Here is a 21,851-nt window from a genome sequence, read left to right on the forward strand (position 1 = left end):
CTCAGGCCGGCGGCGCCTCCGCCAGCGGCAGCGTGATCGTCACCCGCAGGCCGCCGCCGATGCGGTTGGCCGCCGTGATGCGTCCGCCGTGGCTGTCGACCACGCGCCTGGCGATCGCCAGGCCCAGGCCGTGGCCGTCGACGTTGTTCATGGTCGGATGCGAGCGGAAGAAGGGTTCGAAGATCTCGCCCAGGTGTTCGGGCGCGATGCCGGGACCGCGGTCGAGCACCTCGATGTCGGCCTGGCCGTTCCCGCCGCGCAGCTCGACCTCGACCTCGGTGCCGGCGCCGCCGTGCTTGACCGCGTTGCGCACGATGTTTTCCACCGCGCTCCACAGCAGGTCGGGTGCACCGCGCACCGTCACCGGTACCGGCGCATGCACCTGGATGCGGGCGCCGGCCTCGAAGCGGGCGTCGTCGGCGATCTGGTCGACCATCTCGACCAGGTCGACCGGTTCGCAGGCCGGCAGCGTGGTCGACGCTTCCAGCCGCGACAGCGTCAGCAGCTCCCCGACCAGGCGGTCCATGCGCACGCTCTCGCGCTCGATGCGTTCGAGCGAGGGTTGGATCTTGTCCGGCTGCTGGTGCGCGAGGCCGATCGCCGCCTGCAGGCGCGCCAGCGGCGAACGCAATTCGTGCGAGACGTCGTGCAGCAGGCGGCGTTGCCCCTCCATCAGGGCGCGCAGGCGCGCGCTCATGCGGTCGAAGTCCTGGCCCAGTTCGGCCAGCTCGTCGCCACCGACGCGCGAGCGTGCGCTGGCGAATTTCGGCGCCAGGTCGCCGGCGGCGGCCGATTCGAAGGCGTTGCGCAGCGCCCGGATCGGACGCGAGAAGTACCAGGCGAGCAGGGCGGCGAACAGCAGGCTGGCCAGGGTTGCGGCGGCCACCCCGAACCAGCGTCCGACATGCGGCGGGAAACCGAAACCGCCCATCCCGCCCGGCATGGGGCCGGGACCGAAACCCGGCCCCGGGCCCATGCGGGCGCCGTGGCCGGCGTGCCTGGTGCCATCCATACGGCCATCCATGCGGCCGTCCATGCCGCCGCCCATGGGCCCCAGCGGCGCCGCGGTGCCGATCGCGCCGCCGCCGGCTTCGATGCGCGCCGCATCCTGCAGGATCGCGTCCGGGGCGCTGCGCGGGATGCGCGAAGCGAAGGCGATGTACTTGCGTCCGTCGGGGCCGGTCAGCTGGGCCACCGCGCGGGCCGGGTTGTCGTCGCCGAGGTTGCGCGTGACTTCCTCGCGCAGCTTGGCGGGAACCGGGCGGCCCAGCAGTTCGCGGCCCTGGGCGTCCAGCACGTACAGGCGCATGCGGCGGCTGTTGCCGGCCAGGTCGCGCAGGCCGTCGACGCCGGCATGGCGCAGCGTCGCCCGCGCCGCGTCCAGCATCATCATGCCCGGCGGGCCGACGTCGAGGGTGGCCTCGACGTTGCGGTTACGCGTCTGGTCGCGCAGCCAGACCGTGGCGAGCGTGCCGATGGTGGCCGCTACCTGCGCCAGCAGGATGCACAGGAAGAATTTCCAGAACAGCCGGCCCATCGCTACTCGCGGATCAGCTGGTAGCCGAGACGGTAGACGGTCTGCAGGCAGGAGCGGCCGTCGGACAGGGTGCCGAGCTTGTGGCGCAGGCTGCTCAGGTGGACGTCGATGTTGCGGTCGAAGCGCGCCAGCGGCCGGCCCAGGCCCTGCTCGGACAGGTCGTTCTTGCTGACCGGGCGACCGGCGTTGCGCGCCAGGACCTCGAGCAGGTTGAATTCTGTGCTGGTGAGTTCCAGCGCGCCGCCGTCCCAGGTGGCGCGGCGCTGCTCCGGCAGCATGGTCAGCTTGCCGACCGTGAGCGTGATGCCGGGGCCGTCATTGGGCGAGCTCTGGGTGCGGCGCAGGATGGCGCGCACGCGCGCGGTCAGCTCGCGCGGCGTGCAGGGCTTGGCCACGTAGTCGTCGGCCCCCAGTTCGAGGCCGAGGATGCGGTCGGCATCGTCGCCGCGGCCGGTCAGCATCAGCACCGGCATGCGGCTGGCGGCGCGGATGCGGCGCAGGGTGTCGATGCCGTTCATGCGCGGCATCATCACGTCGAGAATGGCGATGGCGTACTGGCCGGACAGGGCTTCGCGGGCACCGGTTTCGCCGTCATGGGCGCAGGCCACGCGGAAACCTTCCTGCTCCAGGTATTCCGTGAACATCCCGACCAGTTCGGTATCGTCGTCAATTAACAGCACTTGGTTCATGCTCGCATCTTAGCAAACGCGGGCCTGGCCGCGGTGGCGCCGGGCTTGTCTTTACCCGAATTTACACAGGGCTAACACTAATTAACAAGGCGCACGATGAGAATGGCGTTCCTGAATCAACAAGGATGTGGAACATGACATTTTCTCGCCGTTTTACCCGTCATTCAGCGGCAGCGCTGCTGGTCGCCTGCTTCGCCGCCACTGGTACCAACCCCGCTCTTGCGGGCGGCCAGGCCGATGCGCAGGCAGGTGCCGGACCGGTTGCCGATGCCCCCAGCCAGGGTCCGCGTGGCGGCCGCGCACCCGGCGAGGGCGCGCAACCCGGTTTCGCTGATCAGAGTTTCGGTGAACACAGTTTCGGTAAATCCAGGCCCGGTGCACCGGGCCTGGATGGGCCGACCCCGGCAGGGCCGCCGCACGACGATCCTCTACATGGCCCGGGCGGCTTCGGCCTGTTCGGACGCCTGCATCGCCTGCACCTGAGCGAAGCCCAGCAGGACCAGTTGTTCGCGATCATGCATGCCGCCGCGCCCCGGCAGCGCATGCAGGCGAAGGCGGAACGCAAGGCGCACGAAGCGCTGCGCACCCTCGGTGCCGCGCCGCAGTTCGACGAAGCCCGCGCCAATGCCGCGGCGCGCGAACTCGGCCAGGCGGTCGCCGACGGCGCGCTGCTGCGCGCCCGCCTCGAATCGCAGGTGCTGGCGGTGCTGACGCCCGAGCAGCGCCAGCAGTTGCGCCGGGAGCGTCCTCCGGGGCCGCCGGACCGTCCCTGACAGCGGCAGTAAACACCGCAAGCGAAGGGCTAAACAGCAACGCAGGTGGTAGTGTTTTCCCTCTAATCCGGCCACAGCGGGTACGATAACGTTTCGTAAAGACATTACAATAAGCGTCGATTTCGCTTAGCTTGCCGCCATGACCAAACCATTGCTCCACTTCACGCACGGAAACAGTTATCCGTCGGGTTCGTACGTGAAGCTGCTCGAGGACCTGGGGCGCGATTATGAAGTGCGGGTTACGCCGATGCTCGGCCACGATCCGCGTTTCCCGGTCGGCGACAACTGGCACACGCTGGTCGACGAACTCATCGCGCAGCTGGAGCGCTACGACGGGCCGGCGATCCTGGTCGGCCACTCGCTCGGCGGCGTCGTCAGCATGCTGGCGGCATGGCGCCGTCCGGAGCTGGCACGCTGCGTGGTCATGCTGGATTCGCCGGTGGTGGCCGGGTGGCGTGCCCTGGTCTGGCGCCTGGCCAAGGCCTTCGGCCTGGGACGCCGGCTGTCGCCGGGCAGCGTGGCGGAACGGCGCCGCACCACCTGGCCGTCGCGGGAAGCGGCGTTCGATCATTTCCACGCCAAGCCGCTGTTCCGTGCCTGGGCGCCCGGCACGCTCGAAGATTACCTGCAGCACGGCCTCAAGCCGCATCCGGACGGGGTGCAGTTGCGCTTTTCGCGCGAGATCGAAGCCGACATCTACGCCACGCTGCCGCACGACATGGGGCGCGTGCTGCGCCAGCCGTTCCCGGTGCCGGTCGGCCTGATCGCCGGCACCGAGTCCGAAGAGCTGCGCCAGGCCGGCATGGGCGCCACGCGCAAGCTGGTCGGCCGCAACCTGGTCATGATCGAGGGCAGCCACATGTACCCGATGGAATCGCCGCAGATGACGGCGCAGCTGACGCGCGAAATGGTCAGGCGCCTGCTGGCCAGGGATGGCGGACACCCGGCCGGCATGGCAGGACGCAAAGGCGGCGGCGACCACGCGCCGGTTTTCGCGTAGAATCGCGGGTTTATGATTTCCCAACTTCCCTGAGCCAGCGATGACTATCAAGAGCGACAAATGGATACGCAGGATGGCGGAACAGACCGGCATGATCGAGCCGTTTTCGCCCAACCAGGTGCGCGAGGCCGACGGCCGCAAGATCATTTCCTGGGGCACCTCGTCCTATGGTTACGATATCCGCTGCGCCGACGAATTCAAGGTGTTCACCAACATCAACAGCACCATCGTCGACCCCAAGAATTTCGATTCGAACTCCTTCGTCGACATCAAGAGCGACGTCTGCATCATCCCGCCGAACTCGTTCGCGCTGGCGCGCACCATCGAGTACTTCCGCATCCCGCGCAACGTGCTGACGGTCTGCCTCGGCAAGTCGACCTACGCGCGCTGCGGCATCATCGTCAACGTCACCCCGTTCGAACCGGAATGGGAGGGTTATGTGACGCTCGAATTCTCGAACACCACGCCGCTCCCGGCCAAGATCTACGCCGGCGAAGGCTGCGCGCAGGTGCTGTTCTTCGAAAGCGATGAAGTGTGCGAAACCTCGTACAAGGACCGCGGCGGCAAGTACCAGGGCCAGCATGGCGTAACGCTGCCGAAGACCTGATACGGTTTGCGGCGCCAGGCCGCACGCGGCATCGAGAGGGACTGCGGTCCCTCTTTTTTCGTCAGCCCATCGCGCGCCGTCCGTTCGGATTGCTGCGCCGGTCCTCGATATGCCGGTGCTCGACGCCGGTATAGCCGACCCGGCTGCGCGTGCCCTGGGTGCCGAGCGAGGGACCGCCGGTGAGGGCGCCGCCCCTGCGGTTGCGCTCGTAGATCTGGCGCACGATCATGCCGGCGGTATCGCGCCCGCCGAGGCCGAACGACAGCCCCAGCGCCAGCGCCAGCGCGCCGACCACGGCCATGAACAGGATCGTCACCAGCGAGCTGGCGATGCCGACCTGGTTGACGGCAACCAGGATGGTGAATGCCCAGACAGCCCACCTGGCGGCGGTACCGAGCACCTCGTGGCTGTTCATGCGGCTGCGTGCGGCCGCCCGCCGCACCAGGTCGCCCAGCGCATTGGCGGCGATGCCGCCGATCACCAGCACCACCAGCGCCACCGCTAGGTTCGGCAGCCACAGCAGCAACTGCTGCAGCACCTGCGACACGGCCGGCACGCCGAGCGCATCGAAGGCAGCCACCAGCACGATCAGGCGCACGAACCATTTGGCGATCAAGCCGAGCATGCCCGAAGGTTCGCGCTGCACCGTGCGCGCCATCCCGCCCAGGCCGGCGCGGTCGGCGAAGCCGTCGAAGTGGACGGCGCGCAGGATGGCGACCAGCAGTTTCTCGATGAGCGAGGCGACCAGCCAGCCGATCCCGAGGATGACCAGAAAGCCGAGTACGCGCGGCACGGCGGCGAACAGCAGGGACATCGCGGACGACAGCGATGCCATCAGGGAATTACCCCAACTGGTGATGTGCGGGTCCATTGTGTCCTCCGTGGGCGCGATGTGGCGACTGGAGGTTCGACCGGAGGAGGGCCGAGGGGTTTGGCGCAGAGGGGGGGCGGGGCTTGTAGGGCTTGCGCGGCGTCAAAAGAAACCGGCTTAGGACACGCGGCATGAAAACGTCGCCCCTGCCTTCGCAGGGGCGACGGTGGTCGAGCTGGTACCGTGAATCAGTCCTGCTTCACGCAATCCACGAAATACCCCAGCTTGCCATCGATCTCGCGCTTGACCAGGCCGTGCACGTCGGTCTCGAAGCCCGGGAAGCGCTCGTTGAAGTCGCGTGCGAAGCGCAGGTAGTCGACGATGGTCCGGTTGAAGCGCTCGCCCGGGATCAGGAGCGGGATGCCCGGCGGGTACGGGGTCAGCAGGATGGCGGTGATGCGGCCTTCCAGCTCCTCGATCGCCACGCGCTCGATCTCGCGGTGCGCCATCTTGGCGAAGGCATCCGACGGTTTCATCGCAGGGATCATGTCCGACAAATACATCTCGGTGGTCAGGCGTGCCACGTCGCGCGACTTGTAGAAGTCGTGGATCTGCTGGCACAGGTCGCGCAGGCCCCAGGTTTCGTAGCGCGGGTTGGCGGCCGTGAATTCCGGCATGATGCGCCACATCGGCTGGTTGCGGTCGTAGTCGTCCTTGAACTGCTGCAGGGCGGTGACCAGCGTGTTCCAGCGGCCCTTGGTGATGCCGATCGTGAACAGGATGAAGAACGAGTACAGGCCGCACTTCTCGATGATCACGCCGTGCTCGGCGAGGTACTTGGTCACGATCGAGGCCGGGATGCCGGAGTCGCCGAAGGTGCCGTCCAGCGCCAGGCCCGGGGTCACCACGGTGGCCTTGATCGGGTCCAGCATGTTGAAGCCTTCGGCCAGGTGGCCGAAGCCGTGCCAGGTGTCTTCGGCGTGGATCAGCCAGTCGGCCTGGGTGCCGATGCCTTCCTCGCTGGTGACTTGCGGGCCCCAGACCTTGAACCACCAGTCGTCGCCGATTTCCTCGTCGACCTTCTGCATCGCGCGGCGGAAGTCGAGCGCTTCGTAGATCGATTCCTCGACCAGCGCGGTGCCGCCCGGGGCTTCCATCATGGCCGCGGCGACGTCGCACGAGGCGATGATCGAGTACTGCGGCGACGTCGAGGTGTGCATCAGGTAGGCTTCGTTGAAGGCGTCCTGGTCCAGCTTGACGGTTTCCGACTCGCGCACCAGCACCTGGGAGGCCTGCGACAGGCCGGCCAGCAGCTTGTGCGTCGACTGGGTCGAGAAGATCATCGACTCCTTGGCGCGCGGGCGGTCGCGGCCGATCGCATGCATGTTCTTGTAGAAGTCGTGGAAGGTCGCGTGCGGGATCCAGGCTTCGTCGAAGTGCAGGGTGTCGATCTTGCCGTCCAGGAGTTCGCGCAGGACTTCGACGTTGTAGACCACGCCGTCGTAGGTCGACTGGGTGATGGTCAGGATGCGCGGCTTCTTGTTCTTGGCTTCGCGCGCGAACGGATTCGCTTCGATCTTGCGCTGGATCGATTCAGGCGTGAATTCGGACAGCGGGATCGGGCCGATGATGCCCAGGTTGTTCCGGGTCGGCATCAGGAATACCGGGATCGCGCCGCACATGATGATCGAGTGCAGGATCGACTTGTGGCAGTTGCGGTCGACCACGACGATGTCGCCCGGCGCCACGGTCGAGTGCCAGACCATCTTGTTCGAGGTCGAGGTGCCGTTGGTGACGAAGTAGCAGTGGTCGGCGTTGTAGATGCGCGCGGCGTTGCGCTCGGACTTGGCCACCGGGCCGGTGTGGTCGAGCAGCTGGCCCAGTTCTTCCACGGCGTTGCAGACGTCGGCGCGCAGCATGTTCTCGCCGAAGAACTGGTGGAACATCTGGCCGATCGGCGACTTCAGGAAGGCGACGCCGCCCGAGTGGCCCGGGCAGTGCCAGGAATACGAACCGTCGTTGGCGTAGTTGACCAGCGCGCGGAAGAAGGGCGGCGCCAGGCTGTCCAGGTAGGCCTTGGCTTCGCGGATGATGTGGCGCGCGACGAATTCCGGCGTGTCCTCGAACATGTGGATGAAGCCGTGCAGCTCCTTCAGGATGTCGTTCGGGATGTGGCGGCTGGTGCGGGTCTCGCCGTAGATGTAGATCGGGATGTCCGAGTTCTTGTGGCGGATCTCCTGCACGAAGGCGCGCAGCGCACTGAGGGCGAAATTGGTCTCTTCGACCGTTCCGCCGCCGAATTCCTCATCGTCGATCGACAGCACGAAGGCCGAGGCGCGCGACTGCTGCTGGGCGAACTGGGACAGGTCGCCATAGCTCGTCAGTCCCAGCACTTCCATGCCTTCTTTTTCCATCGCGGCCGCAAGCGCGCGAATGCCGAGGCCCGAGGTGTTCTCGGAACGGAAATCCTCGTCAATGATGACGATAGGGAAACGAAATTTCATCGACAGCTCCAAAGCGAAGCGCCGCGCACGCCGTCTTCCCGGTGGGGGAAGGCGGCCGGGCACGGCACCGAAAAAAATAAGAAGCGGATTTTCGCAGAAATGCGCGCTTGTTGGTGAAAAAATTATGGCTTTTAAGCCATCCCGTACCTGCGCCAGCCTAACGGCCTTTGGCGATCGGCGGCGCACTCTTGTCGAGCATGGCGCAATGCGGATCGGGTTTCGGCGCACTTAGGTTAATCGGCTAACGGAAGCGGACGCTGCAGGCCAATAAGCTGGAGTCCTGTCCTGCACCGCAACCGTTTCCCCATTTGAGGCCACCATGAGTACCGTCCGCGTCGCATTCCAGAGCAAAGTCGCCACCAGCCCCGAAGAACTGTGGGACTGGAGCACGTCGGTACGCGGCGTCGACGCCGAGATGGGGCCGGTCCTGAAGCTCGACTTCCCCAAGGGAATGACCCATATCCCGCGCGACGGCAGCGGGCTTGGCAAGCCGCTCGGCAATTGCAAGTTCCTGTTGTTCGGCCTCCTGCCGGTCGATTTGTCGCGCCTGACCTTCGTCGAGGTCGAGCCGGGCCGGCGCTTCGTCGAGCAGTCGCCGCTGCTGTCGATGAAGTCCTGGCGCCACGAGCGCACCATCGCGCCGGGGCCGGATGGCACCGAGGTGGTCGACCGCCTCGAATTCACGCCGCGCTTCGCACCGAAGGTCGTGACCTGGTTCATCTCCAAGTTCTTCCAGCACCGACACGACGTGCTCAGGCGCGTGTTCCGCGAACGCCGCGCAGCGGCGCGCCCGCAGGTCGCCCACCCGGCCTGAGCGCGGGCGGCGGCGCTGCCGCCCAGCGCGCCGCTCAGTGCGTCGCTGTCCGTGCAGCTTCGTGCGTGGCCGGACCGGACGCCATCAGGGCGCCGAGCGGATCGACGTGCAGGCCGGCGAAGGCGCCCAGCACGAAGCCGACGATCGCGACTACGTAGGTCACGCGCAGCAGCCAGCGGCGCCGGGTCAGCAGCACGATCGCCGCCAGCGAGATCGCGATCTGTTCGGCGGTGGTGGCCAGTGCCCACTGGTGGTGGCTGTGCAGCGCGCGTTCGGACCTTGCGTTCCAGACGTCGGACTCGTGCTCGTACTTCTCGGCTTCCTTCTTGATACCGCCCTTTTCGCTCTCGTAGCGGGCGACGTCGGCCTTGTACTTGGCAGCATCCACGCCCGGCAGCGAGGCGGCCAGTTCGGCCAGGTTCTGCTTGTTCGACTTGGCCTGGTAATAATTCCAGGAATTGGCTGCGGTGGTCTTGGCGATCGCCGCGTTGTTCTTGAAGAGGGCGGCGTCGTTCTGGGTGGCGCCGCCGAGGTAGCCGAACAGCGCGCCGACCGTGGCCAGCACGGCGGTCATCACCGCGATATTGTTGGAAAAGCTGTCGCCGTGGGCGCCGCCCTGTGCGACGTGTTCGACCGCGTGGTCGTGCGGTCCGTGTACGTGAAATCCGTGTCCTGACATGCTGCGGGTACTTGTATGTTTACGTGGTGCGTTCGTAGGTGACGAACGAGAAGTCGAAGTCGCCCTCGGCCGCGTGCTGCGGCTCGCGCGCGGTCGCGGTCCAGCGGGCGGCGTCGATCTCGGGGAAGAAGGTGTCGCAAGGGTAGACCTTGTCGATGTGGGTGACGATCATGCGGTCGGCCACATCCATCGCTTCGGCGAAGATCTGGGCGCCGCCGATGATGCTTGCCGTGTCGCCGCCCACCATCGCGATCGCTTCCTCGAGCGAGTGGGCGACCTCGACGCCTTCATGCGTCCATCCGGGATTGCGCGTGACGACGATGTTGCGGCGCTTGGGTAGCGGTCGGCCGATCGAGTCGAAGGTCTTGCGGCCCATGATGATCGGGTTGCCGAGCGTGACGCGCTTGAAGTGCGCCAGGTCTTCCGGCAGGTGCCAGGGCAGCCGGTTGTCGACGCCGATACCGCGCGCGGCGTCCATCGCGACCACGAGTGTCAGTTGTATTGCCATATTCATTCTCCGGGTGGAGCGGCATTCTAACAGCTGATGTCAGTCTGCGTCCTGCAGCGGGAAGCGCACGTGCACGTCGAGGCCACCCTGGGGCGCATCGCCGAGCGCGATTTTGGCACCCAGGCGGGCGGCAATGGTGCCGGTGATCGCCAGGCCGAGGCCGGAGCCGATCTGGCCGTTTCCGAGCACGCGGTAAAAGGCGTCGAACACGCGCGCGCGCTCGGCCGCCGGGATGCCGGGACCGCTATCCTCGACGTGCAGGTCGGCCCAGCGGCCCGCCGGCCCGGCGTCGACGCCGACGCGGATATCGACCCGGCCGCCCGGCGGCGTGTAGCGGATCGCGTTGTCGATCAGGTTCTTGACCAGGGTCTTGAGGTCGACCAGCGGCCCGGCCACCAGCGGGTCGGCGTCGCCGACCACGCCGAGGTCGATTCCCTTGGCCTCGGCCAGCGGCACCAGGTCTTCCAGGCATTCCAGGATCGCGCGCTTGAGCGAGACGGCGGCGCCGTCGCCGCTCTCGCCGGCAGCGGCTTCCTGGATGCGCGCCAGCGTCAGCAGCTGGTCGAGCAGGATGCGGGTGCGGCCGATGCCGGCCGACAGCGCGTCCAGGCGGGTGCGCGCTTCGGGCGACATCTCGCTTGCGGCAAGGCGCTCGGCCTGCAGCGACATCGCCGTCATCGGCGAGCGCAGCTCGTGGGCGGCGTCGGCAATGAAGCGGCGCTGGCGCGCGATGGTGCGCGCGGTACGGGCGATCAGGCGGTTGATCTCGGCGACGAAGGGCCAGACCTCCGACGGCAGCGCGCTGCGCTCCAGGTCTCCGGTCTCGTGTTCCTGGCGCGCACCCAGCTGCGCGGTGAGCGTGCGCAGCGGCCGGAACATCAGGCGCACCAGGATCGTCACCAGCAGCGCCAGCAGCGGCGCCAGCACCAGCAGCGGCATCACGGTGCGGGCGGCGTCGCCGCGCGCGATGGCGTCGCGCATCGCGGTCTGCTGGGCCACCGCGGCGCGGATGCCTTTGTCATTGGTGCGTACATAAACCCGCCACTGTTCGCCGCCGCTGTCGACGGTCTGCAGGCCGTCGGCCAGCTCGTCGGAAAAGCAGGGCGGCGGACCGTTGCAGAGGATCGGTCGGCCGCCTTCGCCCGCGATGAAGCGCAGCACGATGCGGGCATCGAAGTCGATGTCGCCGGCGCGTGCGCGCGCCTGCGGCGAGGCCGGCACCGCATCGAGCTTGCCGATGATCTGGCCGATCTGGCGCAGCTGCACGTCTTGCAGGCGGTGTGCATCCTCGGTGGCGTCGACGTACGAACGGGCGCCGGCGGCAAAGGCGCCGAGCAGGATCGTGGCCGAGATCCAGGCCGACAGCCGGAACCGCAGCGACGAGGCTAGCGGGCCTTCGCGACCATCCATCCGACACCCCTCACGTTCTTGATGACCTCGCTGCCCAGCTTCTTGCGCAGCGCGTGGATCAGGAATTCGATCGCATTGCTTTCGACTTCCTCGTTCCAGCCATACACGCGGTGCTCGAGTTCGGCGCGCGACAGGATCGCGCCGGGGCGCACCAGCAGCGCCTGCAGCAGCGAGAACTCGCGCGCGGTCAGGCGCACGGCTTCCGCGTCGCCGTTCTTCGCTTCATGGGTGACCGGGTCCAGTTGGACGATGCCGTTCCCCAGCCGCAGTGCGCCGCCGTTGCCGCCGCCATCCCGGCGCCGCACCAGCGCGCGCATGCGCGCCAGCAGCTCGCTCATCGCGAACGGCTTCACCAGGTAGTCGTCGGCCCCTTCGTCCAGGCCGGCAACGCGGTCTTCGGTGGCTTCGCGCGCGCTCAGCACCAGCACCGGGACGTCGTTGCGCGCGGCGCGGATCGCCCGCAGCACGCTCATGCCGTCGGTGCGCGGCAGGTTCAGGTCGAGCAGCACCATCTCGTAGTGCAGGGTCTGCAGCGTGGACAGCGCGCTCTCGCCATCGCACACCCAATCGGCGGCATAGCTGGCGTCGCGCAGCGCCGACTGCACCACGCTGCCGATCATCGGGTCGTCTTCGACCAGTAATACTCTCATCCCGGCATGCTCCCGTTCCTGGCAGGCGCGTCGAACATCTCGGCAGCCACGCGCGCCAGGTCGTTCATGCCGGCGCCGGCCGCCATGTGTGCGTTCAGCCAGCCAGCCTGGCCGCCGTCGCGCAGCAGTTCGTCGATCAGCACGCACGCCGCCGGGAAATCGGGATCCTCGGAGCGCGCGGCCAGGCGCGCCAGGTCGGCGCGCACCACCTGCTCGACCGGGCGCGCGATGCCGGTTTCGGGGTCGATCCAGTTGGCGTGCACGCCATCCTTGGCCGCGTTGAAGCGGTTCCAGGTGTAGACGTCGCGCGAGCCCTCGGCCGGCCAGGTGCCGGGCTGCGCGGCGACCTCGATGCACAGCTCGCGCGCGTAGCAGGCCAGGGCCGCCGCATGCGACGGGTGCAGCGGCGTGTCCAGTACGCGCAGCTCGATGGTGCCGTATTCCGGCTTGGGCCGCACGTCCCAGTAGAAATCCTTGATGCTGTTGACGATGCCGTGCGCGGCCAGGCGCGCGAAATGGGCCGCGAACTGGTCCCAGCTGCGGATGTCGGGCGGCATGGTGCCGCTCATCGGGAAGGCGCCGACCACGTTGCTGCGCGCGCTGCAGAAGCCGGAGTCCTCCCCCTGCCAGCACGGCGAACTGGCCGACAGCGCGATGAACAGCGGCGCGCGCTGGGTCAGCCAGGCGCCCACGCGCACGGCTTCGTCGGCACTGGGCATCCCGATGTGCACGTGCATGCCGAACACGGTGAACATCTTGGCCAGGTAGCCGTACTTGCGCGCCGATTCGCGGTAGCGGTCCTTCGGGTAGATGCGCTGCTCGTTCCACTTCTGGAAGGGATGGGCGCCGCCGCCCGAGATCGCCGCGCCGACCGCGAAGGCGGCGCGCTGGACGCTGGTGCGGATCTCTTCCAGCTGCCCGGCGGCAGCGCGGAAGCCCGTCAATACCGAAGTGGCGACTTCCAGCATCGAGGTGGTGATTTCCGGCGTCGCCACCCAGTCCTTTTCCTGCCTGTCGAGCAGCAGCAGGATGTCCGGCGCCGCCGGCAGCAGGTCGTGGGTCAGGCGGTCGAGCACCATCAGCTCCAGCTCGATGCCCATCGTGCCCAGCTGCGAGCGGGCGAACGGCGGCAGGAAGGCGGGGCCGCGGCCGGCGACGGCGCGGGCCTGGGCTTCATCTGTCGTAGTCGTCATGCTTCGTTCCCTTCATGTGTTTCGCCGGCCAGGCGCAGGCCGGCCCAGGTGACCGCGGGCGCGGCCAGCACGTTCAGCGCCAGCAGGGCCTGCATCAGGCGGTGCGCGCTCTCGCTCAGGTAAGCCGCATTCGAAATCGAGCTGTCCACTACCAGCGTGCTGAAGCTGACCAGCGAGCAGGCGGCCAGCGCGATCGCGTGTTTCTTGCGCCTGCTCCAGGCTTGCCCGGGCACCAGCGCCAGCCGGGTCAGGGCGATGCGCGCACCGAACACCAGCAGCGCCGCCAGCAGGACCGACCAGTGCAGCAGCTGCTGGAACTGGACCAGCGCCGCCGACATCATGAACAGCAGCGCGTAGCCGATGTCCTGCACGGTCTTGATCTGGGCCTGGAACACGTTGTCGCGCTTTTCGGCGTTGCGCAGCAGGAGACCCATCAGCAGCAGCGACAGCAGCGCGCTCGACGAGGTCACCGAGCACAGGCCGAGGTCCATCATCAGCGTCGCCAGCAGGATACCCGGTCGCAGGCCGGCCTGGGCGCTCGACAGGCGTGCGGCGACCGTGTACACGGCGTAGCACGCCAGGGCAATGCCGGCGCCCTGCAGCAGCTTGCCGCCCTGGAGCAGCAGCTGCCCGGCGAAGGGCGCTTCCTGCACCGCGCCGTGGCTGCGCAGCCAGGCCAGCGACACCGACAGCGCGACCAGCGCCACCAGGTGGCTCAGGCCGACCGTATTGGCGGCGGCGTAGGTGGCCACGCCGCTGGCGTTGTTGTCGGCCACCATCGAGGTGAACACGACCGGGTTCACGGCGACCAGGATCGCGGCGATGAAGGCCGCCTCGGCCCAGGCCAGGCCGAACACGCGCAGCAGCACCAGGGTGCCGGCGCCGCGCAGCACGCAGCCGAGCGCCAGCGAGGCGCCCTGGGCGCGGCTGCGCCACAGCCAGGCCAGGTCGGTCTTGCGCCCGGCCTCGAACAGCACCAGCGCCGAAGCGGCGTTGAGCAGCTCCTGAAAATAGGTCAGCAGGGCGCCGTCGACCACCTTCAAGCCGCTCACGCCCAGGATCAGGCCCGCCACCACGGCGCCGTACAGCCGCGGGACGCCGCGCTTCTGCAGCAGCACGCCGATCACCTGCGACAGCAGCAGGCCGGCGCCGATGATGGCCAGCGGCGAGAACAGGAACAGCGGCAGTCCGCCGCTTTCCTCATTCATGGCGCACTGCCCATTGCGCGGCGAGCGCTTCGAGTTCGTGTTCGACGGCTTGCCTGGCCTTGACCACCGGTGCCGCCTCCGGATGGGCGCCCAGGCCCGGCGCCAGGCGCGTGCTCATGCGCACGCGGATGGCGCGGCCGTCGCCCCTGGCCGGCATCCACAGCTGGCTTTTCAAGTCGTCGCCCTCGAGCCAGGTGGCGAGATACTTGGCGCCGGCCGCGGGTGCCGCCGGCAGGGCCAGCAGCTTGAACGGCGTCAGCCAGACGGCGTTCGGGAACTGGCGGCTCAGCTGGAGGTGGCTCGCCGCACGCTGTTCGAGGCGGCTGTCGGCGGCGTTGTAGGACAGCGGCAGCGTCGACTGGCCCGGCAGCGGGTTGCTGAGCCCGATGCACAGGCCGCCCGCATCCATGGCCATGCCGTCGCTGCCGATTTCACCGGCACGGCCGCCCAGCACGGCAGCGAAGACGGCCTGCAGGCGCGTGGTATCGGGGGCGACCGCGGCGCTCTGCGGCGGGCTGCTGCCGGCGCCGCGGGCGGCGGCATCGACCAGCGCCTGCCAGCGGCCCTGTTGCCAGCGCCGCGTGGCGGGACGCGGGTTCGGGTCCCAGCGCCACTCGGTGGCCGCCCACTGGCCGCCGCGCTCGCGCCGCACCAGCAGCAGGCGGCGCTGTTCGCCGATGGCGAGCAGGGTAGCGTGGCTATTCCAGTTGGCGTGCCAGACGCTGCGCACGGCTTGCGGCGGCAGCGCCGACTGGGCCCAGGCCCACCAGCGCGCCGGATGGCTGATGCAGGACGCGGCCGCGTCGCCGGACCAGGTCCAGCTGCGCCGGCTCAAGCGGTTTTGCCAGGCGCAGGCGGCGTCGCCGGCGGCGATACCCTGCACGTTCGGCAGCGCCGACGGCGTGGCGCAGGTCCAGGGGCGCTGCTGGGCCAGCAGGTGGAAATCCGCCAGCACGTCGGAGGCTGCGGTGGCCTTGGGCGCTTTTGGCGCCGCCTGGACCGGGCCGGCGCACAGGACGCCCAGCACGCCGGCGGCCAGGGTCACGGTGCGGGCGGCGTCCAGCGTGCGGCCGGAAGCGTGGTTCAGCTTGATCAATATTCCCCCATCTCACTAAGTTGCTCAGATCTGATGAGCAATCAGCGGGATGGTAGGGACGAACACTTAGCGCATACTTAGCAAGCCGGGCGGCCTCAGATCGCGATCGGTGCCGCGATGTGCGGATGCGGGTCGTAGCCGGCGATCTCGAAATCGTCGAAGCGGTAGTCGAAGATCGAATCCGGCTTGCGCTTGATGATCAGCTGCGGCAGTGGACGCGGTTCGCGCTCGAGCTGCAGGCGGGCCTGCTCCAGGTGGTTCGAATACAGGTGCAGGTCGCCGAAGGAATGCACGATCTCGCCCGGTTCCAGGTCGCACTGCTGGGCCACCATGTGGGTCAGGAAGGCCAGGCTGGCGGTGTTGTAGGGCACGCCGATGAAGCAGTCGCCCGAGCGCTGCGTCAGCATGCAGCTCAGTTTGCCGTTGGCGACGTAGAACTGGTACATGACGTGGCAGGGCGGCAGCGCCATGCGCCCGGCGGCGGCATTGTCGTGCGGCTTCATGCGCTCGTCGGGCAGCACGCCGACGTTCCAGGCGTTGATGATGTGGCGGCGGCTGTTCGGGTTCTTGCGCAAGCCTTCGATCAGGGCGCCGACCTGGTCGAACGTCTGGCCGTCGCGGCCTTCCCAGCGGCGCCACTGGGCGCCGTAGACCGGGCCGAGTTCGCCTTCCGGCGTCGCCCATTCGTCCCAGATGGTCACGCCGTTGTCGTGCAGGTAGCGGATATTGGTCTCGCCCTGCAGGAACCACAGCAGCTCGTGCAGGATGGAGCGGATGTGCAGCTTCTTGGTGGTCAGCAGCGGGAAGCCGGCGGACAGGTCGTGGCGCACCATGCGCCCGAACACCGAGATCGTGCCGGTGCCGGTGCGGTCGCCTTTTTGTACGCCGTTGTCGAGAATGTCCCGGAGTAGGCCGAGGTATTGTTGGTCCATGCACGCTCCTTCAAATGATGCGCGCATATGATACCTGACGGCGGACCTGGCCGCCGTCTTTACGCCGCTGCCGCTTCAGGACCGCGACACCGCAGCCGCCAGCAGCGCCACCGCCTCGCGCACCCGGGCGTCGCCGGCGGCCAGCAGGTTGTCGCCCACGTACAGCTCGAAGTAGCTGGACCCGGGCAGCACGCCGTGGTTGATGCGGTTGAAGATCCAGATGCCGTGCTCCGCGGCCAGCTCCTGGCGGATGGCCAGCGCGCGCTCCGGGTCCACCGGCAGGTGGATGTGCAGCATGTTGGCCTGGGGCCGCGCCGGGTTCACCTGCAGCACCGGGTAAGCGCACAGCACCTCGTACAGGAACTCGGTGCGGCGGAAGTAATCGGGCATGGCGGCGAGGCGCTCGTCGAACTGCATCGCCGCCGCCACGATGTACGGGGAGCGGTGGATGACGTTACCGCCCTGGCGCCGGAACCATTCGGCGGCACGCGCCACGAAGTCGCGGCTGCCGGCCAGCATGGCGCCACCGAGGCCGCCAATGCCCTTGTACAGCGAGACGTAGACCGAGTCGAAGCCGGCCGCGATGTCGTTCACCGGGCGTCCGTAGCCGGCGGCCGCTTCCCACAGGCGGGCACCGTCCATGTGCAGGTGGATGTCCCTGGCCTTGCAGTGTGCCTTGATCGCCTGCAGTTCGTCCCAGCTTGAGAGCTGGCCGCCGATCTCGCGCATCGGGATCTCGAGGCCGACGGCGGCCAGGCGGTCCGGCACGTTCACGATGTCGGCTGCCTGCCAGGGCCGGTTGCGGTCGCCGATCTGCAGCGCATCGAAGTGGCCCAGCAACTGGTGGTTGCCACGCTCGTGCACGAAGATGTGCGAGGTCGGATGCAAGGCCACCGGCGCCCGGCGGCGGTCCATCGAGGCCAGGCGCAGCGCCGTCACCTGGGTCATGGTGCCGCTGATGCAGAACACGGCGGCCTCGAAGCCGAGCAGTCCGGCGACCTTGCGCTCGAAGTCCTGGATCAGGGCGCCCTCGCCATAGACGTCATGGCGCACGCCATTGGCCTCGCACCAGGCGCCCATGGCGGCATACAGTTCGGCGGGCGTGCGGGCGCGGTGGCCGGGGAGGATGGTGCTGCAGCGGGCGAGCAGGTCGGTGTCTGGCAAAGGGGGCTCCGGTGGGTGGGCGCGAGGGTGGGCCACACTGTACACCGAAGGGAGGGAGCGGGGGAAGACCGGGCAAGTTCGTGGATGCCCCAAGCCCAAATAGCGTCGCCCCCGCGCAGGCGGGGCCCAAGTTTTGCCAGCATCTCGACAGTGCGTGCAACTTGGGCCCCGCCTGCGCGGGGGCGACGTGCGGATGTTATTACTTAGTAGTGCGTGAGCTGCGGGCGCGCACTCGCGTTTTCCAGGGCAACCGCTTGGTCCAGCTTGAACAGGCGCACCGCCCGCGCCAGCTGGTCGGCCTGCTCCTGCATCGCCTGCGCCGCCGCACTGGCCTGCTCGACCAGCGCCGCATTCTGCTGCGTCACTTCGTCCATCTCGCCGATCGAGCGGTTGACGGCTTCGATGCCGCTGCTTTGCGCACTGCTGGCGGTGCTGATGCGGGTCATGATGGCGGTTACCTGCTCGGTACTGGCCAGCACGTCGTTCATGGTGCTGCCGGCTTCCTGCACCAGGCGGCTGCCGGCGTCGACTTCGTGGGCCGAGGCTTCGATCAGGGACTTGATCTCCTTGGCCGCGGCGGCGCTGCGCTGGGCCAGGCTGCGCACTTCGGTGGCGACCACGGCGAAGCCGCGTCCCTGCTCGCCGGCGCGCGCTGCTTCCACGGCGGCGTTCAGCGCCAGGATATTGGTCTGGAAGGCGATGCCGTCGATGACGCCGATGATGTCGCTGATCTTGCCCGAGGATTGCTTGATGGTGTCCATGGTGTCGATCACCTGGCGCACCATGCGGCCGCCTTCCTGGGCCACCATCGATGTGTTCAGTGCCAGCTGGTTGGCCTGGCTGGCGTCGCCGGCATTGCGGCGCACGGTCTCGGTCAGGTCCTTCATCGAGTTGGCGGTGGAGGCCAGGCTCACGGCCTGTTCTTCGGTGCGCTGGCACAGGTCCAGGTTGCCGCTCGAGATCTCGGTCGAGGCGTTGGCGATCTGCTCGGCGCCCTGGCGCACCTGGCCCACCACCGTCGACAGGCCGCTGCTGATGTCGTTCATGGCGTCGAGCATCAGGCCGATCTCGTCGCGGCTGCGTACGTCGACGTGGGTGCTCAGGTCGCCGGCGGCGATGCGCACGGCGGCATCGCGGGCTTCCTTCAGCGGCCGCGTCACCGTGCGCTTGATCAGGGCCGCGAGCAGGAAGGCGAACACCGCCAGCGCCGCCAGCCCGATACCTATGTTGCGGTTGCGCAGCTGGATCGATTCGCGGGTGATCTCGTCTTCGTAGGTGCCGCCGGCGATCAGCCAGTTCCAGTCCTTGAAGACCGTGTAGGCGGTGACCTTCAGGCGCGGCGCGGTCTCGCCTTTTTCCGCGTTCTGCCACGGGTACTCGATCGTGCCTTCCTTCTGTTCCAGCATCTCCTTGATGAAGGCGCGGCCGCTGGGATCGCGGCTGTCGCTGATATTCTGGCCTTCACGGGTCGGGTGCACGATGGCGTCGCCGGCCGTCTTGCCCGGCGCGGCGTTCAGCACATAGTAGTAGCCGGTCTCGCCGACCTTCATGGCGCGGATCTTGTTCTTCAGCGCGGTGATGTCGCGGTCGACGTCGACGCCGACGTACAGGATGCCGATCACCTTGCCGGTGGCGTCGCGGATCGGTTCGTAGTCGGTCATGAACTGCTTGCCGAACAGCTTGGCCATGCCGACATACGGTTTGCCCTGTTTCAGGGCGGCGTAGGCGGCGCCGCTGCGGTCGAGCGCGGTGCCGACGGCGCGCTCGCCGTTTTCCTTTTTCACCGAGGTACTGATGCGCACGAAATCGTCGCCCGAGGCGACGAAGATGGTGGCGTTGCCGCCGGTCTGGCGCGTGAAGCGGTCGGGTGCCGTGAAGTCGAGGTTGAGCGGCTTGCCGCCCAGGAGCAGGGTCGGCACGTCCAGCTCGCCGACCTTGACGGTGGCTTGCGGGTCGAGGCTGAATTCGCCGTCCAGAACGGTGGCGAAGATGCGGCCGTAGCTGGCCGCCTGGCTGGACATCGCCTGGTTGAACAGCTCGACGGTGTTGACGACGCCGTGCAGTTCGGAGTTCATGTTCTCGACGGCGCGCTTGCGCAGCATCGACGAAGTGGTAAAGCTGACGGTGACGACCAGGCCGAGCAGGATCAGGCTGACGAGGGCGAAGGTGAACGCGGTGAGCTTGGTACCGACGCTCCAGTCCTTGAAACCGAACGATTTGCTTTGCATGGGAGAGCGGGAGTGCGTGGATAATTTCGCTATGTTACGCTAAGTATCCTCGAGGAAACTAACACTTTAACCGGATTTACCGGTTTAGCGGCATCCACGCAACAGCGTGTCGCATATTTTGCGACTTGCCATGTGGCATCTGCGACAACGCCGCGCGCTCAGTGCTCGACCTGCACCTGATGGAACTGCAGCGCGGCCAGGTTGGCATAGATTCCACCGAGCGCGACCAGCGAGGCATGGGTCCCGGTTTCTACGATGCGCCCATCTTCCATGACGATGATGCGGTCGGCGCGCTGCACGGTGGCCAGGCGGTGCGCGATGATCAGGGTGGTGCGTCCCACCATCGCCGCTTCCAGGGCGCGCTGCACCAGGCGCTCCGACTCGGCATCGAGGGCGCTGGTGGCTTCGTCGAGCAGCAGCAGCGGCGGGTTCTTCAGCAGCGCGCGGGCGATGGCGATGCGCTGGCGCTGGCCGCCCGAGAGGCGCACGCCGCGCTCGCCCAGGAAGGACGCATAGCCTTCCGGCAGGCGCTCGATGAATTCGTGGGCGGCGGCCAGCCTGGCCGCCGCGATCACTTCGGCATCGCTGGCGCCGGCACGGCCGTAGCGGATGTTTTCCATGGCGCTGCTGGAAAAGATCACCGTATCCTGGGGCACGATGCCGATCGCGCCGCGGAGCAGGTGCAGGTCGAGGTCGCGGATGTCGACGCCGTCGAGCAGCACGGCGCCCGACTGCGGATCGTAGAAGCGCAGCAGCAGCTGGAACAGGGTGGTCTTGCCGGCGCCGGACGGGCCGACGATGGCCACCGTCTCACCGGGACGGATATCCAGGTTCAGGTGCGACAGCGCGGCCGACTCGGGACGCGACGGGTAATTGAAGCCGACGTCCGCCAGGCGCAGGGCGGCGCCGCCGGCATGGCGCAGCGGGAGCGGTTTGGGCTGCGCCGGATTGCGGATCGGCGAGCGCACCGCCAGCAGTTCCATCAGGCGCTCGGTGGCGCCGGCCGCGCGCTGGGCTTCGCCCATCACTTCCGACAGGGCGCCGATCGCACCCGAGACGATCGAGGCGTACAGGATGAACTGGCCGAGGTCGCCCCCGGTCATGGTCCCGGCCAGCACCGCGTGCGCACCCAGCCACAGCACGAACACGATGGCGCCGAACACCAGGACGATGGCCACCATGGTCAGCAGCGAACGCGCGCGGATGCGGCGCATCGCGGTGCCGAACGCGCCTTCGACCGAGGCGCCGAAGCGGCGCGCCTCGATCTGTTCGTGGGTAAAGGCCTGCACCGTCGGCATCGCGTTGAGGATCTCGCCGGCCATCGCCGAGGCGTCGGCGATGCGGTCCTGCGAGTCGCGCGACAGCTTGCGCACGCGCCGTCCGAACAGCACGATCGGCACCACCACCAGCACCAGCAAGCCGAGGATGATCGAGGTCAGCTTCACGCTGGTCACGAACAGCATCGCCAGGCCGCCGACGAACAGCAGCGTGTTGCGCAGCGCCAGCGAGATGCTGGTGCCGACCACGGCCTGGATCAGCGTGGTGTCGGTGGTCAGGCGCGACAGCACTTCGCCGGTGCGGGTGGTTTCGTAGAACTCGGGACTCTGCTCGACCACGTGGCGGTAGACCGCTTCGCGGATGTCGGCGGTGACGCGCTCGCCGAGCCAGGACACGGTGTAGAAGCGCGCCGCGGTGGCCACGGCCAGCACGGCAGCCACGCCGAACAGCGCCAGGAAGGTGGCGTTGACGTTCTGGATCGAGCCGCCGGCGGCACCGGCACCCGCGGCGCCGAAGCCGTGGTCGATCATCTGCTTAAAGGCGTACGGAATCGCCAGCGTGGCGCCGGCAGCGACCAGCAGCGCGATCCCGGCCAGCACGAACTGGCGGCGGTAGGGCCGCAGGAAGGGCAGCAGGCCGCTCAGGGTGGCGAGCGCGCTCCTGCCTTTCAAGGGCGCTGCGCCGCTAGCGGCATCGCTGGTTTGTCGGTCGGTGGCACGCTTGTTCATGTCGTTCATTTCTTGTTCTTGCAAATACAGGGGAAACACAGG

General features: G+C 67.9%; 19 protein-coding genes. 4 read left to right on the plus strand and 15 right to left on the minus strand.

What is annotated here, in order from left to right; genetic code table 11:
• Position 1: 1 nt before the first annotated feature.
• Together FBX97_RS06060 and FBX97_RS06065 are read right to left on the minus strand one after the other, a co-directional pair.
• Positions 2 to 1,537, minus strand: a complete 1,536-nt coding sequence (locus FBX97_RS06060; RefSeq protein ID WP_141829525.1) for a cell wall metabolism sensor histidine kinase WalK — start codon at positions 1,535 to 1,537, stop codon at positions 2 to 4.
• Positions 1,538 to 1,539: 2 nt separating this feature from the next.
• Complete coding sequence (locus tag FBX97_RS06065; protein ID WP_141829526.1) at positions 1,540 to 2,226, minus strand: response regulator transcription factor; 687 nt, start codon at positions 2,224 to 2,226, stop codon at positions 1,540 to 1,542.
• 134 nt (positions 2,227 to 2,360) lie between these two features.
• On the opposite strand from FBX97_RS06065, the gene FBX97_RS06070 reads away from it, so the two are divergent.
• From FBX97_RS06070 to dcd, 3 genes are all read left to right on the plus strand, one after another.
• Positions 2,361 to 2,999, plus strand: a complete 639-nt coding sequence (locus FBX97_RS06070; protein WP_141829528.1) for a Spy/CpxP family protein refolding chaperone — start codon at positions 2,361 to 2,363, stop codon at positions 2,997 to 2,999.
• A gap of 139 nt (positions 3,000 to 3,138) precedes the next feature.
• Positions 3,139 to 3,999, plus strand: coding sequence for an alpha/beta fold hydrolase (locus FBX97_RS06075; protein ID WP_141829529.1), 861 nt, complete (start codon positions 3,139 to 3,141; stop codon positions 3,997 to 3,999).
• 40 nt (positions 4,000 to 4,039) lie between these two features.
• Positions 4,040 to 4,606 (plus strand): dCTP deaminase, encoded by a 567-nt coding sequence (gene dcd / locus FBX97_RS06080; protein WP_141829532.1) that lies wholly within the window; start codon positions 4,040 to 4,042, stop codon positions 4,604 to 4,606.
• Positions 4,607 to 4,667: 61 nt separating this feature from the next.
• Here the strand turns inward: dcd and FBX97_RS06085 are convergent, their stop codons facing one another.
• Both FBX97_RS06085 and FBX97_RS06090 read right to left on the minus strand, forming a co-directional pair.
• Positions 4,668 to 5,477, minus strand: coding sequence for a small-conductance mechanosensitive ion channel (locus FBX97_RS06085; RefSeq protein WP_141829534.1), 810 nt, complete (start codon positions 5,475 to 5,477; stop codon positions 4,668 to 4,670).
• Positions 5,478 to 5,665: 188 nt separating this feature from the next.
• Entirely contained in the window at positions 5,666 to 7,921 is a 2,256-nt protein-coding gene (locus FBX97_RS06090) for an arginine/lysine/ornithine decarboxylase (RefSeq protein WP_141829536.1), read from the minus strand.
• Positions 7,922 to 8,240: 319 nt separating this feature from the next.
• Between FBX97_RS06090 and FBX97_RS06095 the strand changes: the two genes are divergently transcribed.
• Positions 8,241 to 8,735, plus strand: a complete 495-nt coding sequence (locus FBX97_RS06095) for a hypothetical protein (protein ID WP_141829538.1) — start codon at positions 8,241 to 8,243, stop codon at positions 8,733 to 8,735.
• 34 nt (positions 8,736 to 8,769) lie between these two features.
• On the opposite strand, the gene FBX97_RS06100 is transcribed toward FBX97_RS06095, so the two are convergent.
• The 11 genes from FBX97_RS06100 to FBX97_RS06150 all read right to left on the minus strand — a co-directional run bounded on the left by FBX97_RS06100 (position 8,770) and on the right by FBX97_RS06150 (position 21,818).
• Positions 8,770 to 9,414 (minus strand): DUF4337 domain-containing protein, encoded by a 645-nt coding sequence (locus tag FBX97_RS06100; RefSeq protein WP_141829539.1) that lies wholly within the window; start codon positions 9,412 to 9,414, stop codon positions 8,770 to 8,772.
• Between the two features lie 19 nt (positions 9,415 to 9,433).
• Positions 9,434 to 9,922 (minus strand): dihydrofolate reductase, encoded by a 489-nt coding sequence (locus FBX97_RS06105; protein WP_185748488.1) that lies wholly within the window; start codon positions 9,920 to 9,922, stop codon positions 9,434 to 9,436.
• Positions 9,923 to 9,961: 39 nt separating this feature from the next.
• Positions 9,962 to 11,332 carry an ATP-binding protein gene (locus FBX97_RS06110; protein WP_141829543.1) on the minus strand — a complete coding sequence of 457 codons (1,371 nt, stop codon included), beginning with the start codon at positions 11,330 to 11,332 and terminating at the stop codon, positions 9,962 to 9,964.
• Positions 11,308 to 11,982 (minus strand): response regulator transcription factor, encoded by a 675-nt coding sequence (locus FBX97_RS06115; protein ID WP_141829545.1) that lies wholly within the window; start codon positions 11,980 to 11,982, stop codon positions 11,308 to 11,310. Before FBX97_RS06115 ends, FBX97_RS06110 begins: the two co-directional genes overlap by 25 nt.
• Positions 11,979 to 13,175, minus strand: a complete 1,197-nt coding sequence (locus FBX97_RS06120) for a YbdK family carboxylate-amine ligase (protein WP_141829546.1) — start codon at positions 13,173 to 13,175, stop codon at positions 11,979 to 11,981. Before FBX97_RS06120 ends, FBX97_RS06115 begins: the two co-directional genes overlap by 4 nt.
• Positions 13,172 to 14,383, minus strand: a complete 1,212-nt coding sequence (locus tag FBX97_RS06125; protein ID WP_141829548.1) for a cation:proton antiporter — start codon at positions 14,381 to 14,383, stop codon at positions 13,172 to 13,174. The genes FBX97_RS06120 and FBX97_RS06125 overlap by 4 nt, the downstream gene beginning before the upstream one ends.
• Positions 14,376 to 15,479 carry a hypothetical protein gene (locus FBX97_RS06130; RefSeq protein WP_141829550.1) on the minus strand — a complete coding sequence of 368 codons (1,104 nt, stop codon included), beginning with the start codon at positions 15,477 to 15,479 and terminating at the stop codon, positions 14,376 to 14,378. Before FBX97_RS06130 ends, FBX97_RS06125 begins: the two co-directional genes overlap by 8 nt.
• 95 nt (positions 15,480 to 15,574) lie before the next feature.
• A complete protein-coding gene (locus tag FBX97_RS06135; RefSeq protein WP_141829552.1) occupies positions 15,575 to 16,411 on the minus strand; it encodes a thymidylate synthase in 837 nt (278 codons plus the stop codon).
• A gap of 75 nt (positions 16,412 to 16,486) precedes the next feature.
• Positions 16,487 to 17,575, minus strand: coding sequence for a low specificity L-threonine aldolase (locus FBX97_RS06140; RefSeq protein WP_141829554.1), 1,089 nt, complete (start codon positions 17,573 to 17,575; stop codon positions 16,487 to 16,489).
• A gap of 203 nt (positions 17,576 to 17,778) precedes the next feature.
• Positions 17,779 to 19,803, minus strand: a complete 2,025-nt coding sequence (locus tag FBX97_RS06145) for a Cache 3/Cache 2 fusion domain-containing protein (protein WP_141829555.1) — start codon at positions 19,801 to 19,803, stop codon at positions 17,779 to 17,781.
• 158 nt (positions 19,804 to 19,961) lie between these two features.
• Positions 19,962 to 21,818 carry an ABC transporter transmembrane domain-containing protein gene (locus tag FBX97_RS06150; protein WP_255517316.1) on the minus strand — a complete coding sequence of 619 codons (1,857 nt, stop codon included), beginning with the start codon at positions 21,816 to 21,818 and terminating at the stop codon, positions 19,962 to 19,964.
• Positions 21,819 to 21,851: the final 33 nt, after the last annotated feature.

The organism is Herbaspirillum sp. SJZ107, from assembly GCF_006715485.1.
Lineage (GTDB): Bacteria > Pseudomonadota > Gammaproteobacteria > Burkholderiales > Burkholderiaceae_D > Telluria.

Excerpts from the sequence above, each read along its gene's own strand:
- FBX97_RS06085 (WP_141829534.1), bottom strand. The coding sequence starts at position 5,477 with ATGGACCCGCACATCACCAGTTGGGGTAATTCCCTGATGGCATCGCTG.
- FBX97_RS06065 (WP_141829526.1), bottom strand. The coding sequence starts at position 2,226 with ATGAACCAAGTGCTGTTAATTGACGACGATACCGAACTGGTCGGGATG.
- FBX97_RS06105 (WP_185748488.1), bottom strand. The coding sequence starts at position 9,922 with ATGGCAATACAACTGACACTCGTGGTCGCGATGGACGCCGCGCGCGGT.
- FBX97_RS06060 (WP_141829525.1), bottom strand. The coding sequence starts at position 1,537 with ATGGGCCGGCTGTTCTGGAAATTCTTCCTGTGCATCCTGCTGGCGCAG.
- FBX97_RS06135 (WP_141829552.1), bottom strand. The coding sequence starts at position 16,411 with ATGGACCAACAATACCTCGGCCTACTCCGGGACATTCTCGACAACGGC.
- FBX97_RS06125 (WP_141829548.1), bottom strand. The coding sequence starts at position 14,383 with ATGAATGAGGAAAGCGGCGGACTGCCGCTGTTCCTGTTCTCGCCGCTG.
- dcd (WP_141829532.1), top strand. The coding sequence starts at position 4,040 with ATGACTATCAAGAGCGACAAATGGATACGCAGGATGGCGGAACAGACC.
- FBX97_RS06120 (WP_141829546.1), bottom strand. The coding sequence starts at position 13,175 with ATGACGACTACGACAGATGAAGCCCAGGCCCGCGCCGTCGCCGGCCGC.
- FBX97_RS06070 (WP_141829528.1), top strand. The coding sequence starts at position 2,361 with ATGACATTTTCTCGCCGTTTTACCCGTCATTCAGCGGCAGCGCTGCTG.
- FBX97_RS06150 (WP_255517316.1), bottom strand. The coding sequence starts at position 21,818 with ATGAACGACATGAACAAGCGTGCCACCGACCGACAAACCAGCGATGCC.
- FBX97_RS06100 (WP_141829539.1), bottom strand. The coding sequence starts at position 9,414 with ATGTCAGGACACGGATTTCACGTACACGGACCGCACGACCACGCGGTC.
- FBX97_RS06075 (WP_141829529.1), top strand. The coding sequence starts at position 3,139 with ATGACCAAACCATTGCTCCACTTCACGCACGGAAACAGTTATCCGTCG.
- FBX97_RS06115 (WP_141829545.1), bottom strand. The coding sequence starts at position 11,982 with ATGAGAGTATTACTGGTCGAAGACGACCCGATGATCGGCAGCGTGGTG.
- FBX97_RS06145 (WP_141829555.1), bottom strand. The coding sequence starts at position 19,803 with ATGCAAAGCAAATCGTTCGGTTTCAAGGACTGGAGCGTCGGTACCAAG.
- FBX97_RS06110 (WP_141829543.1), bottom strand. The coding sequence starts at position 11,332 with ATGGATGGTCGCGAAGGCCCGCTAGCCTCGTCGCTGCGGTTCCGGCTG.
- FBX97_RS06090 (WP_141829536.1), bottom strand. The coding sequence starts at position 7,921 with ATGAAATTTCGTTTCCCTATCGTCATCATTGACGAGGATTTCCGTTCC.
- FBX97_RS06095 (WP_141829538.1), top strand. The coding sequence starts at position 8,241 with ATGAGTACCGTCCGCGTCGCATTCCAGAGCAAAGTCGCCACCAGCCCC.